Here is a 15311-nt window from a genome sequence, read left to right as displayed (position 1 = left end):
ATGGATTATTTTCTATAAGGGGCATCTATAGGAGGTATATAAAAGCTAATTGGAGAGTAAGCAATGGGAATAATTTGGGAACGTACGGTTGGAGATATTAGTGAAGATATAATTAATAAGGTTGAAAAAAAATATGGTATACAATTTCCTGATGACTATAGAGAATGTGTTAAAAACTATAATGGTGGGCATCCTGTACCAAATATATTTTCCTATGATGATGGAGGAGAGGGAGTTTTTGACCATTTACTAAGCTTTACAAGTGAGCCTAATATTGTTTTAGTTTATGAATTTATAAGTGATTTCATGCCAAAAGAGATATTTCCATTTGGAACAGATCCTTTTGGCAATCAGCTTTGCTTTGATTACCGAAAAAGTAAAAATTCACCTTCAGTTGTTTTTCTTAACAATGAAGAATTTGGTGAGGACTCCATTACTGAGGTATGTAACAGTTTTTCTGAGCTCTTAGAAACATTACATGAGGCCAGCGATGAATATTATTGACTTTCTTAATAGGTGGGTGGATAAGTATGAATATAGATGAAAATATTATTAAAAGTTCATATCCTCCTGTAAGTCTTCAGGAGATTGAGATAGTCGAGAAGAAGTATAATATGATTTTCCCTGATGATTATAAGAAATTTTTAATGTTAAAGAATGGTGGAAAAACTGGTACTAGAAGGAGATTTACTACAAATGATGACCAAAAAGAAGGTGAAATAGAGTCTTCTATTTTGATGTTTTTTCCTTTGTCTAATAATTTAAATAATAATTCAGAACAAAAGTATCGTCTGTACACAGAAGCAAATATTTTATCGAGAATTTATTATCCAATAGGTGAGACACCGAGGAATAATTTAGTTTGTATTGTAGTAGAAGGACCTAATAAAGGGAGTGTGTATCGTTTCGATATGGATTATGACAATTATATTGAAAAGAAACTTCCTCTAGAGGAAGAACATATCAGACTGATCACAGAAAGTTTCACTGACCTTTTGGATAGTTTATTTGTTTCTCAGACGTAGGAATAATCGTGAATAATTTCAAAAATTAGAAGTTAAAATTATAAGGCCTATTTCATCAGTATTATTCAGGTGGAATGGGTCTTTTTGTGAGAAAAGATTTCTAAATAAAATGAATGAACCTAATGCACCGACAACGCCGAAAAATAGCACCAAATCGAATACGAAACCAGAAAAAAATGAAACGCCGAATGAAGTGAATACGTGGAAGCCATCTCCATCTAAAAAAAAGGCGAAGGTAAACGGCAAGTCGATGCGAAACCGTCTAAATCATCCGAACCGAAGAAACCAAAGGTAGAATAGGATACAAACAATCCGAAGGAAAATACGGAAGGCACTGTGGAGACGGGTAAAGGTAAGAAGTTAGAACTGTCGGATATGACTTAAGAAGTAATGGAAACGAAGCCTATGAATTCACCTGTCCCTAAAAATGGTAGGATAAAGGTGGACATATATTAACAAAAGTGGAATATCGGTTATTTATCCTAATGGGTATCCTGACTTTTCAGCATATTACCATCCAACTATTAAACTAGCAGTAACAATAGAAATTACTATTACTAAAAACCCTCAGGCGGACTCTAAGACGGCGAACTTAGAAGCAGGACTAAATAAGGATTCTGATCCACCAGTTTCTGAACTAAAAAAACCTCCAACAGGGTACACTTGGCATCATCATGAAGATGGAAAGACAATGGTTCTTGTTCAGAAGGATATCCATAGGGACTTTAGGCATATAGGTGGTCAGTCTACATTTAAGGGAAAAAATGATTATAAAGGAGAATAAACATGGCAACGATTTATAACACAAATGAAAAAATTAAATTAAAAAATATTGAGGAATTTGAAGCAAAATATGATGTCGTGCTTCCGGTTCAATATCGCGATTTTTTGCTTGAGTATAACGGTGGTAATGTAAAGCCAAATGTTTTCAAAATTTCAGATGATGAAGGAGAGACTGCTCTCAACACACTTTATGGGCTAGATATCAATGAATCCTACGATGAGTTATCGAGTGTGTTTGACTCATTATATGGCGAAATCCCAAACGAATTTATATCTATAGGTGATGATTCTGGAGGAAATCAAATTTGTCTGGGAACTAGCGAAGAGTATGCGGGGAAAATATATATTTTCCTTCATGATATAGAACCTACTGAAAAGATAAGCAATATGTTTCTTATATCTGATTCTTTTGATAGCTTTCTAGATAGTTTATATGAAGTTTAATCTTTAGAAAATGACGGATGCAGAAAAGCTAATTTCAACTTGAGTTATAAGTCGAAATTGGCTTTTTCATTTGTCTGATCCCTGGTCTTTCACCATTAGCTAAAGCATAAGTGCAAATTGAGTATATGTTATGTGGAAAGGGCACATACGGAGGAGCGGCGAGAAGATTTAATTTTGCTCAATCAGATCAAAGGTTAGCTGAACAACTTAATAATTCTCCTGAAATAGCACGCCAATTTGGTATGGAGTCTGGTGAAATTACTGCTAAAGATATAAAGATTTATCGAGATGGAAATAAACTAACATGGCACGAATTAAAATGATGTTAAAGCAATGCAGTTAGTACCTACAAAGATGAATAGTACTTTTGGGCATCTTGGAGGTGTGGGAGAAATGAATGCAGGAGCGTTTGAACCTGGGGGATTTCTAATAAACAATAAAGAGGGGAGTACACAATGATAAAAAATGATCCTGTTTTTGGAGGGCTCGAATATAACTATGGTTGGACTAGGAAGACTATGTTTCAATTATTCGGAGGAGAACTTGAAATTACATTGATGATTGATGGAGATGAAGATGGAAGATTTGATGAAAAACAATATTCGGCATATCAATCATTGATACAAGATTGGAAACAAGTGCAATTTAACTTATTACAACCTATTTTGGATTATTACATACAAAAAAGAAGTGAATTGGGTTATGATGTTGCGTTTAATGAGAATTATCCATTAGTTGAAACAACAACTCAACTGATGAAGATGATTACTTTAGAGGGGATTGTTGTTCCGTATGGAGACATTAATGAAGAACGTGACATTGGAGTTCTTTTTAGTTGTACATGGGATTCAGAGAATGGTTTAGGGTTGCGTTTATTAGATGAAGAAATAGCTGATGTAGGATACCAAGATGTTGCAATTTGATACCAGGCTAATTAAATCGTATAGCACAACCATATCCAACGAACCCAACATTAAATGATTCAAACATTTGATTAACATTCAAAAGCTCTTTCTTACTTGATTTATGAGTTAGAGAGCTTTTTGCGTGTCGAAAATAACTAATGGTTGCTTGGTGGGGTGGTAGCTTCATTTTGGACGGGGAGGCCAACGTACGAGCAGGTCTATTGCAACAGGAGTGCAGCAACAAAGCACCTGTTCATGTGGCGGATCTGCCTGCGGAGCCGGAGCCACCGCTGATGCCGATTGAGGAGTACGAAGCGGCTCAGGCCGCAGCAGCCGCAGAGGCTGCTGGAGTGACGCAGGCATCAACGACGAACCCGAAAGATGGATCGTTGGCTGGAGCTGCATTGGCCATCACTGCTATGATTCCGATCCTGGGAGCTCTAGGGGGGATTGCTGCCCAGACAGCCATCGGCGTAGGCATTGCTGCCGTTGCCACGGGTCTCATCGCGAGCGTGCCGAAGATAGGCTCCTTCAAGCCTTCGGCTCTGAATTTGCTGGACCGATTTACGAATGGTTTTGCTGAGCTGCAACAGCAGGAGAACGAAGCAAAATGGACGATGTTGGGTAAAATGCTGACGGCCGCCAAAGAGTTGACTACATCGACTTCGGTGACCGATTTCTTTAAGAAGTTGGAACAACAGAACAAGGAGATTAGCCTTGCTTATGAGCAGATTCCGAGTTACTTCCGTGAGAAGTGGGCGCATGAAAAAGCCCAACGTGACCTGCAGGTGTCGCTGGAATTTTTCAAGAGTGTGGAGAAAGACGATGTTCAACATCAAACCTTCTTTTCGCCCTATTACCAAGAAATTTCATGGGCATTAGACAGGGCGGGCATATATCATAATATTACCGTCGAGGAAGTAAAAGATTACGATTTTTGGTTGCGTCAGGACCTGACATTGGAACAGATGAAATATCTGACACAGTTGATTTACAATCCGATTAGCGATGAGAAATTCGTAGAGATGATCTACGATTATGAAATGCATCGCGATTTAATAGAGAACGGAACGATGATTGGTGGTAATCTAAGGGTCAGGACGCCAGACATTGAAGGAAAGGTCATGCAAGTTGTTGGTAACGGATTAAAAACAGCAGCGACATTTGCAAAGAAGAAATGGACAGACGGTCAGAAAATGAGGATCGTTTCTGGTGGAGGAAGCGATTGGAGCGGGGATAAGTCGAAAAAAACGGGACAAGCAAGTTCTGGTGGTAAAACAGAAGCTGAAACTGAAACGAGTCCTAACTCTGGGAACCCTCCCAAGACTGCAGCTGAATCTTCGAAGCAGACTGTAAAAACCGGTTCATCTGGAAATAACAAGCCAGCAAACTCAAAACCAAGTTCTTCAAGTACAGGGACTAAACAAAATGGTTCAAGTACGAAACTCAAAGATGCAAGAACAAAGCCAGAAAGTTCGAATTCAGTTAACAATAAAACACCGAATGAAGTGAACACTTGGAAACCGTCTACAACCACGAAGAAGGACGAGGGCAGCCCTAGCGAACAAACGAAGAAACCAAATGATACAAAAGAACCAAATACTAATGACAATCTGAAAAAGAAAAAAGGAAAGAGTCAAAAGCAAATCCAACAAGAACTTGACGATCTGGATCAGAAAATTAAAATTAAGGAAAAAGTAGGGGCCAGTGAAGAAGAAATTAAGAAGTTAAAACGAGAACGAAGTAAGCTGGCCAATCAACTAGATACTCCAGATGATATAAGTAGTAAATTTGATTTATCCGGTGTAGAAGGGTATGAGCGAAAAATCGATAATAAAAAATATTATGATCATGATAAGGGTGACTTTGGCGAGGAAGTTGCGAAAAAAATCGCAATAAACAACAATCTGGGTAAGGATATTTCCGATCAATTTCAAGTTGGTAGGAACGGAATAGATGGAGCCTTTTTGTCCAAGGGTCCGCCTCCTAAATTAACCATGATTGAGGCTAAGACTTCCGAGTGGGGAAATTTCAACTATCCAACAGAGCAAAAACTCGGTGGTCCAAAATATTTTGAAGTGATGTCAAGCCGTAAAAATAAAAGTTTTTCTGTTTTTCAAGAGAAACTTCAAAAGCTAATTGACGATTATCCTGGATTGAAATTTGATTATATTAGGGTTGAAGTGGATATTTCTAAAACATCCGTAGGTTTTGGGGTAGATGTCGTCAAAGTAAAAGATTGGAGTAAGGAAATAAATTGAAAATTAGGGGGACTATAAATGAATGTGAAAAAAATGAAAATGGCATACAAGCGCTATGTCAAAAACTTTGATGACGGTTTGAATGATGTTCAAGCTAAATATGATGAAGCTAAACTTGAGATTGTTTCTTTGGTAGAAAGTAATGCAGTAGATCAAGATCACAAATTGTTGAATAGAATGTACAAAATATCTTCTTATTGGTTGGAAGTATGGAAAAATGAAGTGTTAATTAAAGAAGGGGTAAATCCTATGGGGTTGAAACACATACAGCAAGTAACTTTTTATCAATGTATGTGCAGGCACATTTATAAAGATCGTTATCCTGAGATGAAAGTAATTGATTATTCTTTTCAAAATAGCATCGTATCATTAGTTCACTTCAATTTATTTGGATGGGCGAAGGAGGAACAGATATTTTTTGATTTTATAGTCAAATATCTTGGAGATAATTTAATGGAAGCCAATGATTGGAATCAACATATCTGGTTTTTACTAGAGTTATATCTCCAACATACCAAGCAAGAAATTGAAGGAACTAATAAATATGTTCACTTGGCTGTGAAATCCGCATTAACAGATCGGGAACAGCCATGTGGCTTGATTCCAGAAGAACTTGGAATCTACAGAGAAGTATTGGAACAATGGAATACGCCTGAATTGGATGAAATTACACGTTTAATTGGAAGAATGTCCGAACATCATTCCATGCTTGCATCGGAGTTAGGGAAATCGCTTGAATTTGGTAATTATGATTACGCTTTCTATCCTTATGAAATTTTGTATTTGCTTCATGTGAGAAAAAAACAAGGTCTGCCCAATCCAAGTCATTTTGATGATTTCCTGATGAACTCACCGGAGGCTAAAATGAATATTCAAGATCCTGAACCGTATCCAGAGTGGGACCCCGTTCTACGAATGATTGATGATTTTTATCGGAAAAACTATCCTGAGTATATCCCGAACCACCATGGAGTTCTGTTTGAGTAGGAGAGGAGGAAGATTGCATGGCAGATGAAGATTTGGTGCCGTTAATATTTGATAATACAGAGGATATCGACATGATTTTGAATGATCCGGATGAATCACTGGCGTATTATAGTATGCTGAATCATGGCTTAGCGACCAAACGGTTTTTATTTCTGGACTACAAAGGAGAAGTGGATCAGGAAATCGTCAATTACATTTTAGACTATGAGTATGCCTATGATATCGAATTGGGAACTGCAGATCAGCTAGAAGAGTTAGGAGAGTTTGACTACAAATATCTCCCTGAGAAAATAAGGGAAGTGAACAAGTTAATTTCTCGAAAAGGATATGGTTTATTCTCCTATCCGACAGCAGGAGACTTCTATGCATTGTTCATCGCTGAACTTAAGCATGAGGGTGCGCTAACTCAAGTGGATTTATTAGAAGATGAAGATATTCCTGAAAAAGAGCGTCATATCCAGTTGTATATTTAGTTCAAAGATAAAACAAATAAGCTCCAGTTATTTGTCTGGAGCTTATTTGTTTTGAGGTTTTTTAGAAAGGGTTAATCTTGCGTTTTAAAAGTCAAAACTTTGATCAACCATATGATACATAAAGTCATTAAGAATTATATGAAAAATGACAAAAAAATTGGATGAACAGCTAGGAGTCCGGGTTTCTCATGACTACATATCGTATGATGTGAAAGATAAAATGATGCGATGCAAAAGAGGCCTGGATACGGAATTTAATTTTAAGGGCAAGGCTGAAATGGCAATATGGAGAACAAAAAAACAAGTATACTTAGTATGAACTTAATGATGGGAAAACCATACAATTGGTTCCGAGTAGTGTTAATTCTAATTTTGGACACCTTGGTGGTGTAAGTGAAGTTAAATAAGAAAGGACGATACTCTAAAAATGAAAAAAGATGAGTTGTTTGGAGAAATTGTTTATGAAGATTTATGGATAGGGACGACAGAGATAACTATATTTGGAGAAAAACGAAAAATACTTTTGAATATTTATGGCGAAGAGAATGAAGAAATTACTCCGAACCAACGGGATGCTTTTTCGCAATTCAAAGCGAATATGCCTAGCATAGTAAAGGAAAGCGAAGATAAGATTTTAGAGTATTATTTAGAGAACTTTGAAGATTATCGAGCAATGCAAAGTGATAGTGAAGAAGTTGAAAAAATTGCTCCAAAGATTTCATCAATAGACGAGTTAGGGAGACTTGTTACGCCTACAGGTTTGCTAATAAGATATGATTTCGAGGATGGTATTAGAAGAGTAGGGATATTATGTGATTGCACTTGGGAACAAGAACACGGATTGGGTATTGGTGTTGAAAATGAAGAAGTAATAGAAGTGGGTCTTCAAGATATTGTACTTTAACAGGGGCTGTCAAAGACTTAGTGTAAACTTGGTTTATAACCCCAGCAACAAGATCGTATAATGCCACAATGCGAGTTAGCCGGCCGTGTTGTAGTCTTTTTCATTTTCTGATATAGATGGCGGCGATTAATGAAGTAACCCCCACCCAGTACCAAATAAAGCCATCATTTAACTAATCCCATACTTAACCTATGTAGTACCTGTATAGAGATTTCTTCATTTTGTTTGTACGCACATCAACGCTTAAATTTTATCCCCTACTTAACTTAATAGCATCAAGTTGAACGGGTCGATTATGTTCAGATACCACCATAATGGATCTGTTTTTTGTTATGTTCGCTTTCTCACCCATTTTGGAGGGGAGGCCATGGTACGAGCTGGCCTATTGCAACAGGAGGGCAGCAACAAAGCGCCTGTTCATGTAGCGAATCTGCCACCAGAGCTAGAGCCACTGTTCATGGCGATTGAGGAGTACGAAGCGGTTTTCCCGACAGTTAAAGTGAAGAAATTAAAAGGTTTGAAATCTCCGATATGAAGTGTAGTATTGCATGAAGATATATTACCAAGGAACTTTACTTTTGAAGGCAACAGAGGTTGTACAATTCAAGTGACTGAACGCTAGATTACCAAATAAAGTACAACCAGAAGAACAATTTGTCACCATAATGAGGAAAGCGGATTGATGCAACTTGTACCTTTTGGTATTCATAATATTGCAAAAGCATAATGGAGGAAGAACAAAGGGACATTGAGCAGACGCCCCAAGACATTAATTTGAGAGGTGAAATATGTTAAAAATAAAAAATAACAGTATAATTTATCCGCTTCCAGGTAGTAATTTAATTAAGCGTGTAGAAGAGAATTTTGAAATCGAGTTTCCTAAAGATTTTATAGATTTTATATCGGAAAGCAATGGATCTATTCCAATAACTAGATTTTTTGAATTTAAATCGAATAGATATGTGGTTGATCGTTTTCTTTGTTTATTGGACAAGCCAAGCGAGCATGATAAAGGTATGTATGATATCAAGGTTGTTTTCAGTCAATTGGATGAAAGGATACTCTCTGATGGAGATATGACAGGTGCTGAATTAGTACCAATTGCAGCTCTATTTGCAGGAGAATTTGTTTGTCTAGACTATACTGAAAGTAAAGTCGATCCAGTTGTTTGTATATGGTATAATGAGGAGTCAGATGAGTATGACCCAGTTACAGAAAAAATTGCAGATAATGTTAATCGTTTTCTTGATATGCTAGAAGAATAGATTCTTCCTATAATGCAATTATATGACAACCTTTAAAAGGCTTACTCCTACTCGAACAATGAGTCAGGAGTAAGTTTTTTATAGTTTGATGAAATGGCTATAGTTGTTACATCTGTTACCTAAAGGTGTGCTTGTTTGAGCTGGGAGTTCACCCCTATACAGGAGAGCCTGTTTCAGATTCCTATGCCAAAATGATGACGACAACACTCAAATGGAATCGAGTTATTTTGAGTTTCCAAATGGTAGTAAGAGCATCATATCCAGTTTTATACTAATGGTGTGTACGAAAGGAAGTTGTTGTTAGGGGATTCTGATCTTCCTGGTTAAAGTCCATGTGGTGGGGCATGTGTTAAAAGATGAGAATGGGAAGTGAAGCATATGAGAATGGATGTTAATACGATTGTCGTTCCATTACCAGGCGATGATTTATTAGATGCAGTTGAGCGAAGCTTGAGAGTTTCATTCCCTGAATCTTATAGGCACTTTATTAAGGAACATAACGGAGCTGTACCAATCACAAATATGTTTAGTATGAATCAGCAAGAATACATAATAGAAAAATTTCTATGTATATTGGATGACAGTGAGTCTGATCCTATTAATGGATGGTATGAAATTGAAGTTACTATTACGCAAATAGGTGATAGATTAACTGATAATGAAGATTTAGTGGGAATGAATGTAGTTCCTATTGCAGCGCTTTTTTCAGGAGATTTTATTTGTTTGGATTTTAGAGAAACAGAAGAGCCTACTGTAGTTATTTGGTTTCATGAAGAGTCAGAGGAGTTTTCTCCTGTGACACAAAAAGTCGCGACCAATATATTAGAATTTTTTGAATTGCTGAGTAAATAAAGTTCTCCTAGTTCATGTTAACGAATGCCCCAGTTGTCAGTATCTTGTAGAGAAATTAGGTGTGCGTTTTGAACGTGAATTGTAAAACTGAAAGAAGATCTGTGGAAATATTTGAGTTGAGCGATGTGAGTGGAGAATTAACAGAAGATAGAAGAGAGATCTGTCTAATGAGAGATGACAAAAATCAGTAAGGAAGTGACCTGATGGAATTTGAATATCATGTAACCATGCGTGATCTGAAGCAGAACGAGAAAGAGACCTTTATCAACATTTGTAATCAAGAGAACGTGAAGCCCGTGTTGATCGTCTTGGACAAAGGTGAATATATTAATCAGCCAATGATTACAGGCATTCTACATAGCACGAATTACGAAGAAGTGAAGAATGTTATTGAAGAAGTTGGGGCGAAGTTTCGGGATAACGGATTCACAGTTGTTCGGACGAAGGTGGAAATTCCGGCTAAGGAAGAAACGTATTTTGATCAGCCGATGCTGGCACAGTCCAAGCCTTATTTCGAATGGCACGGAAAGGTATATGTGGATGATGTGGCCGTATTGAAGCAACTGTGCGCGGATTCGGGCGGACATATCTCACGGAACTCACTTAATGCAGATGGCAAAGTGAGATTCGTAACGGTCCGTGAATATGAGAGTGCAGAACATTTTTATCGTAGAGTGGGAGAGATCCATACCATTTTGCATACGAACAAGATCGAACTGTTAAAACAGCAATATGAACTGTGCATCTATGACAGCCGGGAAGAACTGGATCGTGGATGGATCTAATTGGATGTTGAGTACGATGAATGGAGGAGGAGAACGAGTGTCAGAAAAAAACATAAAAATGCACCTCCTAAATGAGGATGAGAGATTCATTGTTGTGTTAGAAGCTCTATTAAAACGCGCTTCTCTAGTGAATAGTCCATTTGTATTAAAAGGAAGCTTATTAACAAGACAGTATTTGGAGAATCCCAATATTCGTTATGTGGATGACATCGACTTTCTGTATACAGGTCGAATTGAGAATGAGGATCAGGCCAATGCAGTATTTACAGACTGGATGATCCGGGTAACGGAGATGGACCTGAATGACGGTATCATATTCCGAAGCTTTCGGGAGAATGCCTTCTGGAGAAGAATAGACTACGCGATGGCGGATGATTTTCCTACGGTGAACACGGAGCTTGCCTTTTATATTGATAGTGAACCAAGGAATGAAAATGAGTATGAGGATGAACTGCATCTTGATATATCTTTTAACCTCGACTTGGATGAGAAGCCTGTTACTCTATCCTACCAACCCATGGTTGGTGAAGCTTTTGTCGTTCCTTACACTGTACCACTCTCCATCCAAATTGCATGGAAGCTGCATCAAACGATAGTGAGGCCCAGGTTTAAAGACTTGTATGATTTGCAGCATCTGTTGTCTAACCCGTTATACGATCAGCAGGCGCTCAAGGAGACAATGCAGACCCTGGCCAACGAGTGCAGCATGGACCCAGCTATTACGAGAGAGGATATGAAAAAGATACTGGTTGACGATCTGCATGATGTATTTTCGAGGTTAAATTACGATTATGACTTGCAGTATTATGCCGGAAGCCGTAGTCCTGAAGTGTATTTTATGGAATTTGTATCGGAGCTGCGCCAAACGATGAATCACGTTGGTATTAACAGTGACGCATATGAACATTTACCAAGTTGCCCCACGCATACATAAAGATCTTCATGCACTGAAGAAGCAGACCTAAAAGCTTTCTGTAAGAAAACTGCTTCGGGAGCATTCACTTCGCCTTTATTCGTAGATGAATTTGAAACGAACACCCCAACTCCGATACAATGTTCTCATAGAGTCTGAGAGAATGGATCAAATACGGTGCAGAAATGGAGAAAACCAATATGACTGATTTTATCAACGCTGACGATATTAATGACGTAATTCTGGCTGCGGCAGCAAACGAGCTGGAGCAGATGGTGGACAAAATGTGTGAGCTGATTGGCACGCCTTTGGAACAGACAACAGAACTGGAGCGTCAGGTCATGGCTGCTTTTGGTTTTGGCGCGGTGTATGGCATCACTCATCGGGATCAGCTGGCGGAGCCGCAGGCCCATGCCTTGAGCATTCGGATGCTGATTAAACCATTTAATTACAGTGAACAGCAGGCGGTTGATTTTGCCAACGATCTGATTCGGGTGGCTTCCGATCGTGAGGTTCATCCGGTAATGAACACGATTATCCAACGTGGGATTGATGGACACCGCCAATTCAACCAGGAAAACGATGAAGGATTGGAACGTAACATTCAGGAGATTTTAACAGCGGTTCAATCGCAAAAATAGACGGTTTTAATAGATGTGGGAGATGATTGCATTGGATCTGATGAAATTAAGCAAGGAACTCTCATACGCTCTGCGACATGCACCATGGGAGTATGAGCTGGAACTGGACGAAGAGGGTTGGGTGGAGATCTCGCAATTGCTGGTGGCTTTACATGAAAGTCCGTACTGGAAGGAAGTCACGCAAGCCGATCTGGAGCAGATGATTCAAACCTCGGAGAAAAAGAGACATGAAATCCGTTCTGGCCGCATCCGGGCATTGTATGGACATTCGACGCCCCTTAAGATATCGAAGATATCTGCTGAGCCACCGGAAACCCTGTACCATGGAACCCCGGCACGCGCAGTGAATTCTATTATGGAACATGGCTTACAGCCGCGGCAAAGGCAATATGTACATCTGTCCGCAGATATCGATACGGCCAATCAGGTGGGACGAAGACGGGATGATCAGCCTGTCATTTTGAAAATCAATGCTGCTCAAGCGGCCACAGACGGAATCCTTTTTTATCATGGAAACGAAAATATCTGGCTGGCCGATCATATTCCCTCACGTTATATTCTTGAGCAGTGAGCAGTGACCAATGAGTGATGAACTCTTGTGGACAGCATAAATACCAAGCTCAAATCGCAGCAGTCGCAATCAACGGTGAGTGTACGGTCATCCGTACAACTGGTGTATCGTTGTATTGATCGTTAGCTACACCAAAAAAGGGACGCATCCAACATTTGTTGGTGTGTCCCTTTCTCATATTCAAAACTTACTTGCCTACAATTGCTTTAATACCTTCGCTAAGTGGCTGAGCCGGACGGCCAAGCAATTTCTCTAAAGTATCACTCTCTACAGCCAATGCGCCTTCACGGATGGCACTTTGCATATCAACAAGCATCGATACGACAAAGTCCGGTAGACCTGCACCTTTCATGATGTCAACGTAAGCGGCATCGTCCACGTTTTGCACGTTGATTTCCTGCCCAAGCACTTCACCAACAATGGCAGCCAGTTCAGCTTGCGTGCGTAGTTTGCCGGACAATTCATATACGGTATTCTCATGTCCTTCTCCTGCGAGAACAGCTGCAGCAGCATGGGCGTAGTCACTTCGGGTAGCCCAGCCTACTTGGCTGTTGTTGGTGGCATGAACCCAAGGTGCACCTTGGGTAGCTGCTTGCACACTGCCTGCTTCATTTTCCAGGTACCAGTTATTGCGCAGGAAGGAATACGGAATGCCGGATTCACGAATAGCTTTTTCTGTAGCGCGGTGAACTTCCGCCAGGGAAAGGGTATTTTTCTCTGCATTCACAACGCTTGTATAAGCGATGAAACCCACGCCTGCGTTCTTGGCAGCGTCAATGGCAGCCTGATGTTGGCGAATACGCGTTTCATTGTCACCATCAGTTGAGATGAGCAACAGACGGTCTACACCGGCAAAAGCTTTCTCCAACGTCTCCGGTTGATCGAAATCACCATGACGCACGTCAACCCCTTGAGTGCGGAGTGCTTCCGCTTTCTCTGGATTACGTACACTTACTGCCACATCCTTGGCAGAATTGTTTTTCAACAATGCCTCTACAACCAGTGAACCCAAATGACCTGTGGCGCCAGTAACCAAAATTTTCATTTTCTTTTCCTCCTAGGATATGTGTTTTGTTTGCATATGGATGTAATCAAAATTGTTATAACAGGTGTGATTACAACGAAAGGGTTAAAAAAAGCTCATAATGAGCTTTGTTATTCAGAGACATGAATCTGATCCATCATCTGCTGTATGGTTACACGATTCAAGCGCTGTTCCATGGCTGTCTGAGCCTCAATGAGTTCGGCACGCAAGGTGTGTTCAATCATGTTGCCGACCGGACATTTCGGATTCGGATGTTTGTGAAAGTTAAACAATTCCCCATCCTCCACGACCTCAAGCGCTCGATATACATCAAGAAGGGTAATGTCGGCTGGATCTTTCAACAAGGAAGCACCTCCCACACCGGGTCTGACGTCAATCAGTCCAGCCTGTTTCAGCTTGGACATAATCCGCCGAATAATCACGGGATTTGTATTCACACTCTGCGCGATCACATCTCCGGTGCATTCATTGGGCATAACAGCGATCAGGGACAGGGTATGAACCGCAATGGAAAAGCGACTGCTGATTTGTCTCATGGGATAATCACCACCGTTGTAACTATAATAGTTACAAAGCGATTGGATGTCAATTCCTTTATATTATATTTTAATGGATAGTTGCTGTTGTTCTGGAATCGTAGATGATCAAACAGATGATAATTGAACTATCACCTATGTCAAATAAATGAGTTGTGGTTCTTTTGGAGCGTTAAAAAAGAAGTGGGTTTCAAACCTTTTAATGTAATAATAGGGCTAAATTCCTATTATTTTCAAGTTAAATGGAACTATATGGTTTTCTTGTTTGCGTACAGAAGAAGAAAAATGACAAAAGCTTCGACAAACTAGAAAATTATGTATGAATTGACAAATGTAAAAGCGATTATATAATGTGTTTAACTACAAGATTGTACATTTAGTTACAAATGATTCCAAATAACAAACGGCGGGAGTGGGACAGGCATGTGGTTTTTGGTTCTATGGTTGTTAGGTCTAATTTCAGGGGGAGTACACCTATATGTGTTAGGTTTTCCCGGGGAAATGAGCGAGATTAGCAGGGTGTTGCTGCTTCATCAGTTTGTGGTTACGTTTGGATTGGTTGGAGTGATTGGTTATGTTGTCAACATTGCCAGAGCGGATCAGACAGCCAAAATGTTAGGATGGCCTGGTGGACCATTTCAGGTTAAATACGGTTTTTCCCAGGTAGGGCTTGGAGTTATGGGGATTATGGCCATCTGGTTCCAAGGGAACTTTTGGGTTGGTGTATTGGTAACGATGTACATATACGGATTAAGTGGTCTTTGGTCACATACTTATGTCATGATTAAAAATCGCAAGGCAGATGGAGACAGTATCGGGAATCTCATTATGGATGTGGTGTATCAAACGTTTATCACGGTTCTCTCCGTATTGGCTGGTGGAATCTGGGTAATGCACTAAGCTGTAACTGATTTTTTGCCT

The 15311-nt window shown here is 39.4% G+C and carries 21 protein-coding genes and 2 pseudogenes; 21 read left to right on the top strand and 2 right to left on the bottom strand.

Features of this window, described 5'->3' with window-relative positions; all coding sequences use genetic code 11:
- Positions 1 to 63 precede the first annotated feature (63 nt).
- The 20 genes and pseudogenes from MHI52_RS22285 (at position 64) to MHI52_RS22190 (ending at position 12809) form a co-directional block, all read left to right on the top strand.
- Positions 64 to 504: an SMI1/KNR4 family protein gene (locus tag MHI52_RS22285; protein ID WP_253502147.1), complete on the top strand. Its 441-nt coding sequence runs from the start codon at positions 64 to 66 to the stop codon at positions 502 to 504.
- 26 nt (positions 505 to 530) lie between these two features.
- Positions 531 to 1025 (top strand): SMI1/KNR4 family protein, encoded by a 495-nt coding sequence (locus MHI52_RS22280; RefSeq protein ID WP_405157638.1) that lies wholly within the window; start codon positions 531 to 533, stop codon positions 1023 to 1025.
- A gap of 109 nt (positions 1026 to 1134) precedes the next feature.
- Positions 1135 to 1320 (top strand): hypothetical protein, encoded by a 186-nt coding sequence (locus tag MHI52_RS22275; RefSeq protein ID WP_405157637.1) that lies wholly within the window; start codon positions 1135 to 1137, stop codon positions 1318 to 1320.
- 156 nt (positions 1321 to 1476) lie between these two features.
- A complete protein-coding gene (locus MHI52_RS22270) occupies positions 1477 to 1809 on the top strand; it encodes an HNH endonuclease (RefSeq protein WP_339287240.1) in 333 nt (110 codons plus the stop codon).
- Positions 1810 to 1811: 2 nt separating this feature from the next.
- On the top strand, positions 1812 to 2252 hold the full coding sequence (locus MHI52_RS22265) for an SMI1/KNR4 family protein (protein ID WP_339283608.1): 441 nt from the start codon (positions 1812 to 1814) through the stop codon (positions 2250 to 2252).
- Positions 2253 to 2329: 77 nt separating this feature from the next.
- A pseudogene (locus MHI52_RS22260) lies at positions 2330 to 2711 on the top strand (HNH endonuclease); the annotation flags it as partial.
- Complete coding sequence (locus tag MHI52_RS22255) at positions 2708 to 3175, top strand: DUF6985 domain-containing protein (protein ID WP_253502141.1); 468 nt, start codon at positions 2708 to 2710, stop codon at positions 3173 to 3175. The pseudogene MHI52_RS22260 and the gene MHI52_RS22255, both read left to right, overlap by 4 nt.
- Positions 3176 to 3315: 140 nt before the next feature.
- Positions 3316 to 5418 carry a hypothetical protein gene (locus MHI52_RS22250; RefSeq protein ID WP_253502138.1) on the top strand — a complete coding sequence of 701 codons (2103 nt, stop codon included), beginning with the start codon at positions 3316 to 3318 and terminating at the stop codon, positions 5416 to 5418.
- Between the two features lie 18 nt (positions 5419 to 5436).
- A complete protein-coding gene (locus MHI52_RS22245; protein ID WP_253502134.1) occupies positions 5437 to 6405 on the top strand; it encodes a hypothetical protein in 969 nt (322 codons plus the stop codon).
- A gap of 17 nt (positions 6406 to 6422) precedes the next feature.
- Positions 6423 to 6878, top strand: coding sequence for a hypothetical protein (locus MHI52_RS22240; protein ID WP_100528555.1), 456 nt, complete (start codon positions 6423 to 6425; stop codon positions 6876 to 6878).
- A 314-nt stretch (positions 6879 to 7192) separates the two neighbouring features.
- Positions 7193 to 7285 (top strand): annotated as a pseudogene (locus MHI52_RS22235) (HNH endonuclease); the annotation flags it as partial.
- A gap of 20 nt (positions 7286 to 7305) precedes the next feature.
- Complete coding sequence (locus tag MHI52_RS22230; protein WP_253502128.1) at positions 7306 to 7782, top strand: DUF6985 domain-containing protein; 477 nt, start codon at positions 7306 to 7308, stop codon at positions 7780 to 7782.
- 367 nt (positions 7783 to 8149) lie between these two features.
- Positions 8150 to 8317 (top strand): hypothetical protein, encoded by a 168-nt coding sequence (locus MHI52_RS22225; protein ID WP_165789964.1) that lies wholly within the window; start codon positions 8150 to 8152, stop codon positions 8315 to 8317.
- 117 nt (positions 8318 to 8434) lie between these two features.
- The gene (locus tag MHI52_RS22220; protein WP_354437613.1) at positions 8435 to 8509 is read left to right on the top strand and encodes an HNH endonuclease; all 75 of its coding nucleotides are present in this window, start codon (positions 8435 to 8437) and stop codon (positions 8507 to 8509) included.
- A 61-nt stretch (positions 8510 to 8570) separates the two neighbouring features.
- The gene (locus MHI52_RS22215) at positions 8571 to 9047 is read left to right on the top strand and encodes an SMI1/KNR4 family protein (RefSeq protein WP_253502125.1); all 477 of its coding nucleotides are present in this window, start codon (positions 8571 to 8573) and stop codon (positions 9045 to 9047) included.
- A gap of 378 nt (positions 9048 to 9425) precedes the next feature.
- Positions 9426 to 9899 (top strand): SMI1/KNR4 family protein, encoded by a 474-nt coding sequence (locus MHI52_RS22210; protein ID WP_339283599.1) that lies wholly within the window; start codon positions 9426 to 9428, stop codon positions 9897 to 9899.
- A gap of 203 nt (positions 9900 to 10102) precedes the next feature.
- The gene (locus MHI52_RS22205) at positions 10103 to 10684 is read left to right on the top strand and encodes a hypothetical protein (protein ID WP_339283598.1); all 582 of its coding nucleotides are present in this window, start codon (positions 10103 to 10105) and stop codon (positions 10682 to 10684) included.
- A 94-nt stretch (positions 10685 to 10778) separates the two neighbouring features.
- Positions 10779 to 11618, top strand: a complete 840-nt coding sequence (locus MHI52_RS22200; RefSeq protein ID WP_405157636.1) for a nucleotidyl transferase AbiEii/AbiGii toxin family protein — start codon at positions 10779 to 10781, stop codon at positions 11616 to 11618.
- Between the two features lie 179 nt (positions 11619 to 11797).
- Entirely contained in the window at positions 11798 to 12238 is a 441-nt protein-coding gene (gene imm48, locus MHI52_RS22195) for an Imm48 family immunity protein (RefSeq protein WP_339283596.1), read from the top strand.
- Between the two features lie 13 nt (positions 12239 to 12251).
- The gene (locus tag MHI52_RS22190) at positions 12252 to 12809 is read left to right on the top strand and encodes an RNA 2'-phosphotransferase (RefSeq protein WP_405157635.1); all 558 of its coding nucleotides are present in this window, start codon (positions 12252 to 12254) and stop codon (positions 12807 to 12809) included.
- A gap of 187 nt (positions 12810 to 12996) precedes the next feature.
- Here MHI52_RS22190 and MHI52_RS22185 read toward each other — a convergent pair whose 3' ends face one another.
- Both MHI52_RS22185 and MHI52_RS22180 read right to left on the bottom strand, forming a co-directional pair.
- Positions 12997 to 13854: an SDR family oxidoreductase gene (locus MHI52_RS22185; RefSeq protein ID WP_339283592.1), complete on the bottom strand. Its 858-nt coding sequence runs from the start codon at positions 13852 to 13854 to the stop codon at positions 12997 to 12999.
- Between the two features lie 110 nt (positions 13855 to 13964).
- Entirely contained in the window at positions 13965 to 14390 is a 426-nt protein-coding gene (locus tag MHI52_RS22180) for an Rrf2 family transcriptional regulator (protein ID WP_036668516.1), read from the bottom strand.
- Between the two features lie 423 nt (positions 14391 to 14813).
- Here MHI52_RS22180 and MHI52_RS22175 point away from each other — a divergent pair, with 423 nt between their 5' ends.
- Positions 14814 to 15290 (top strand): DUF6790 family protein, encoded by a 477-nt coding sequence (locus tag MHI52_RS22175; RefSeq protein WP_026080959.1) that lies wholly within the window; start codon positions 14814 to 14816, stop codon positions 15288 to 15290.
- Positions 15291 to 15311 lie beyond the last annotated feature (21 nt).

Origin of the sequence: Paenibacillus sp. FSL H8-0283 (assembly GCF_045040675.1) — a bacterium.
Lineage (GTDB): Bacteria > Bacillota > Bacilli > Paenibacillales > Paenibacillaceae > Paenibacillus > Paenibacillus amylolyticus.
The sequence above is the reverse complement of the archived record's forward strand: the minus strand, read 5'-3'. Positions and strand labels throughout refer to the sequence as shown.

Excerpts from the sequence above, each read along its gene's own strand:
- MHI52_RS22215 (WP_253502125.1), top strand. The coding sequence starts at position 8,571 with ATGTTAAAAATAAAAAATAACAGTATAATTTATCCGCTTCCAGGTAGT.
- MHI52_RS22285 (WP_253502147.1), top strand. The coding sequence starts at position 64 with ATGGGAATAATTTGGGAACGTACGGTTGGAGATATTAGTGAAGATATA.
- MHI52_RS22275 (WP_405157637.1), top strand. The coding sequence starts at position 1,135 with ATGAATGAACCTAATGCACCGACAACGCCGAAAAATAGCACCAAATCG.
- MHI52_RS22255 (WP_253502141.1), top strand. The coding sequence starts at position 2,708 with ATGATAAAAAATGATCCTGTTTTTGGAGGGCTCGAATATAACTATGGT.
- MHI52_RS22265 (WP_339283608.1), top strand. The coding sequence starts at position 1,812 with ATGGCAACGATTTATAACACAAATGAAAAAATTAAATTAAAAAATATT.
- MHI52_RS22250 (WP_253502138.1), top strand. The coding sequence starts at position 3,316 with ATGGTTGCTTGGTGGGGTGGTAGCTTCATTTTGGACGGGGAGGCCAAC.
- MHI52_RS22175 (WP_026080959.1), top strand. The coding sequence starts at position 14,814 with ATGTGGTTTTTGGTTCTATGGTTGTTAGGTCTAATTTCAGGGGGAGTA.
- MHI52_RS22210 (WP_339283599.1), top strand. The coding sequence starts at position 9,426 with ATGAGAATGGATGTTAATACGATTGTCGTTCCATTACCAGGCGATGAT.
- MHI52_RS22245 (WP_253502134.1), top strand. The coding sequence starts at position 5,437 with ATGAATGTGAAAAAAATGAAAATGGCATACAAGCGCTATGTCAAAAAC.
- MHI52_RS22180 (WP_036668516.1), bottom strand. The coding sequence starts at position 14,390 with ATGAGACAAATCAGCAGTCGCTTTTCCATTGCGGTTCATACCCTGTCC.
- MHI52_RS22185 (WP_339283592.1), bottom strand. The coding sequence starts at position 13,854 with ATGAAAATTTTGGTTACTGGCGCCACAGGTCATTTGGGTTCACTGGTT.
- imm48 (WP_339283596.1), top strand. The coding sequence starts at position 11,798 with ATGACTGATTTTATCAACGCTGACGATATTAATGACGTAATTCTGGCT.
- MHI52_RS22205 (WP_339283598.1), top strand. The coding sequence starts at position 10,103 with ATGGAATTTGAATATCATGTAACCATGCGTGATCTGAAGCAGAACGAG.
- MHI52_RS22240 (WP_100528555.1), top strand. The coding sequence starts at position 6,423 with ATGGCAGATGAAGATTTGGTGCCGTTAATATTTGATAATACAGAGGAT.
- MHI52_RS22190 (WP_405157635.1), top strand. The coding sequence starts at position 12,252 with ATGTGGGAGATGATTGCATTGGATCTGATGAAATTAAGCAAGGAACTC.
- MHI52_RS22230 (WP_253502128.1), top strand. The coding sequence starts at position 7,306 with ATGAAAAAAGATGAGTTGTTTGGAGAAATTGTTTATGAAGATTTATGG.
- MHI52_RS22225 (WP_165789964.1), top strand. The coding sequence starts at position 8,150 with ATGGTACGAGCTGGCCTATTGCAACAGGAGGGCAGCAACAAAGCGCCT.
- MHI52_RS22280 (WP_405157638.1), top strand. The coding sequence starts at position 531 with ATGAATATAGATGAAAATATTATTAAAAGTTCATATCCTCCTGTAAGT.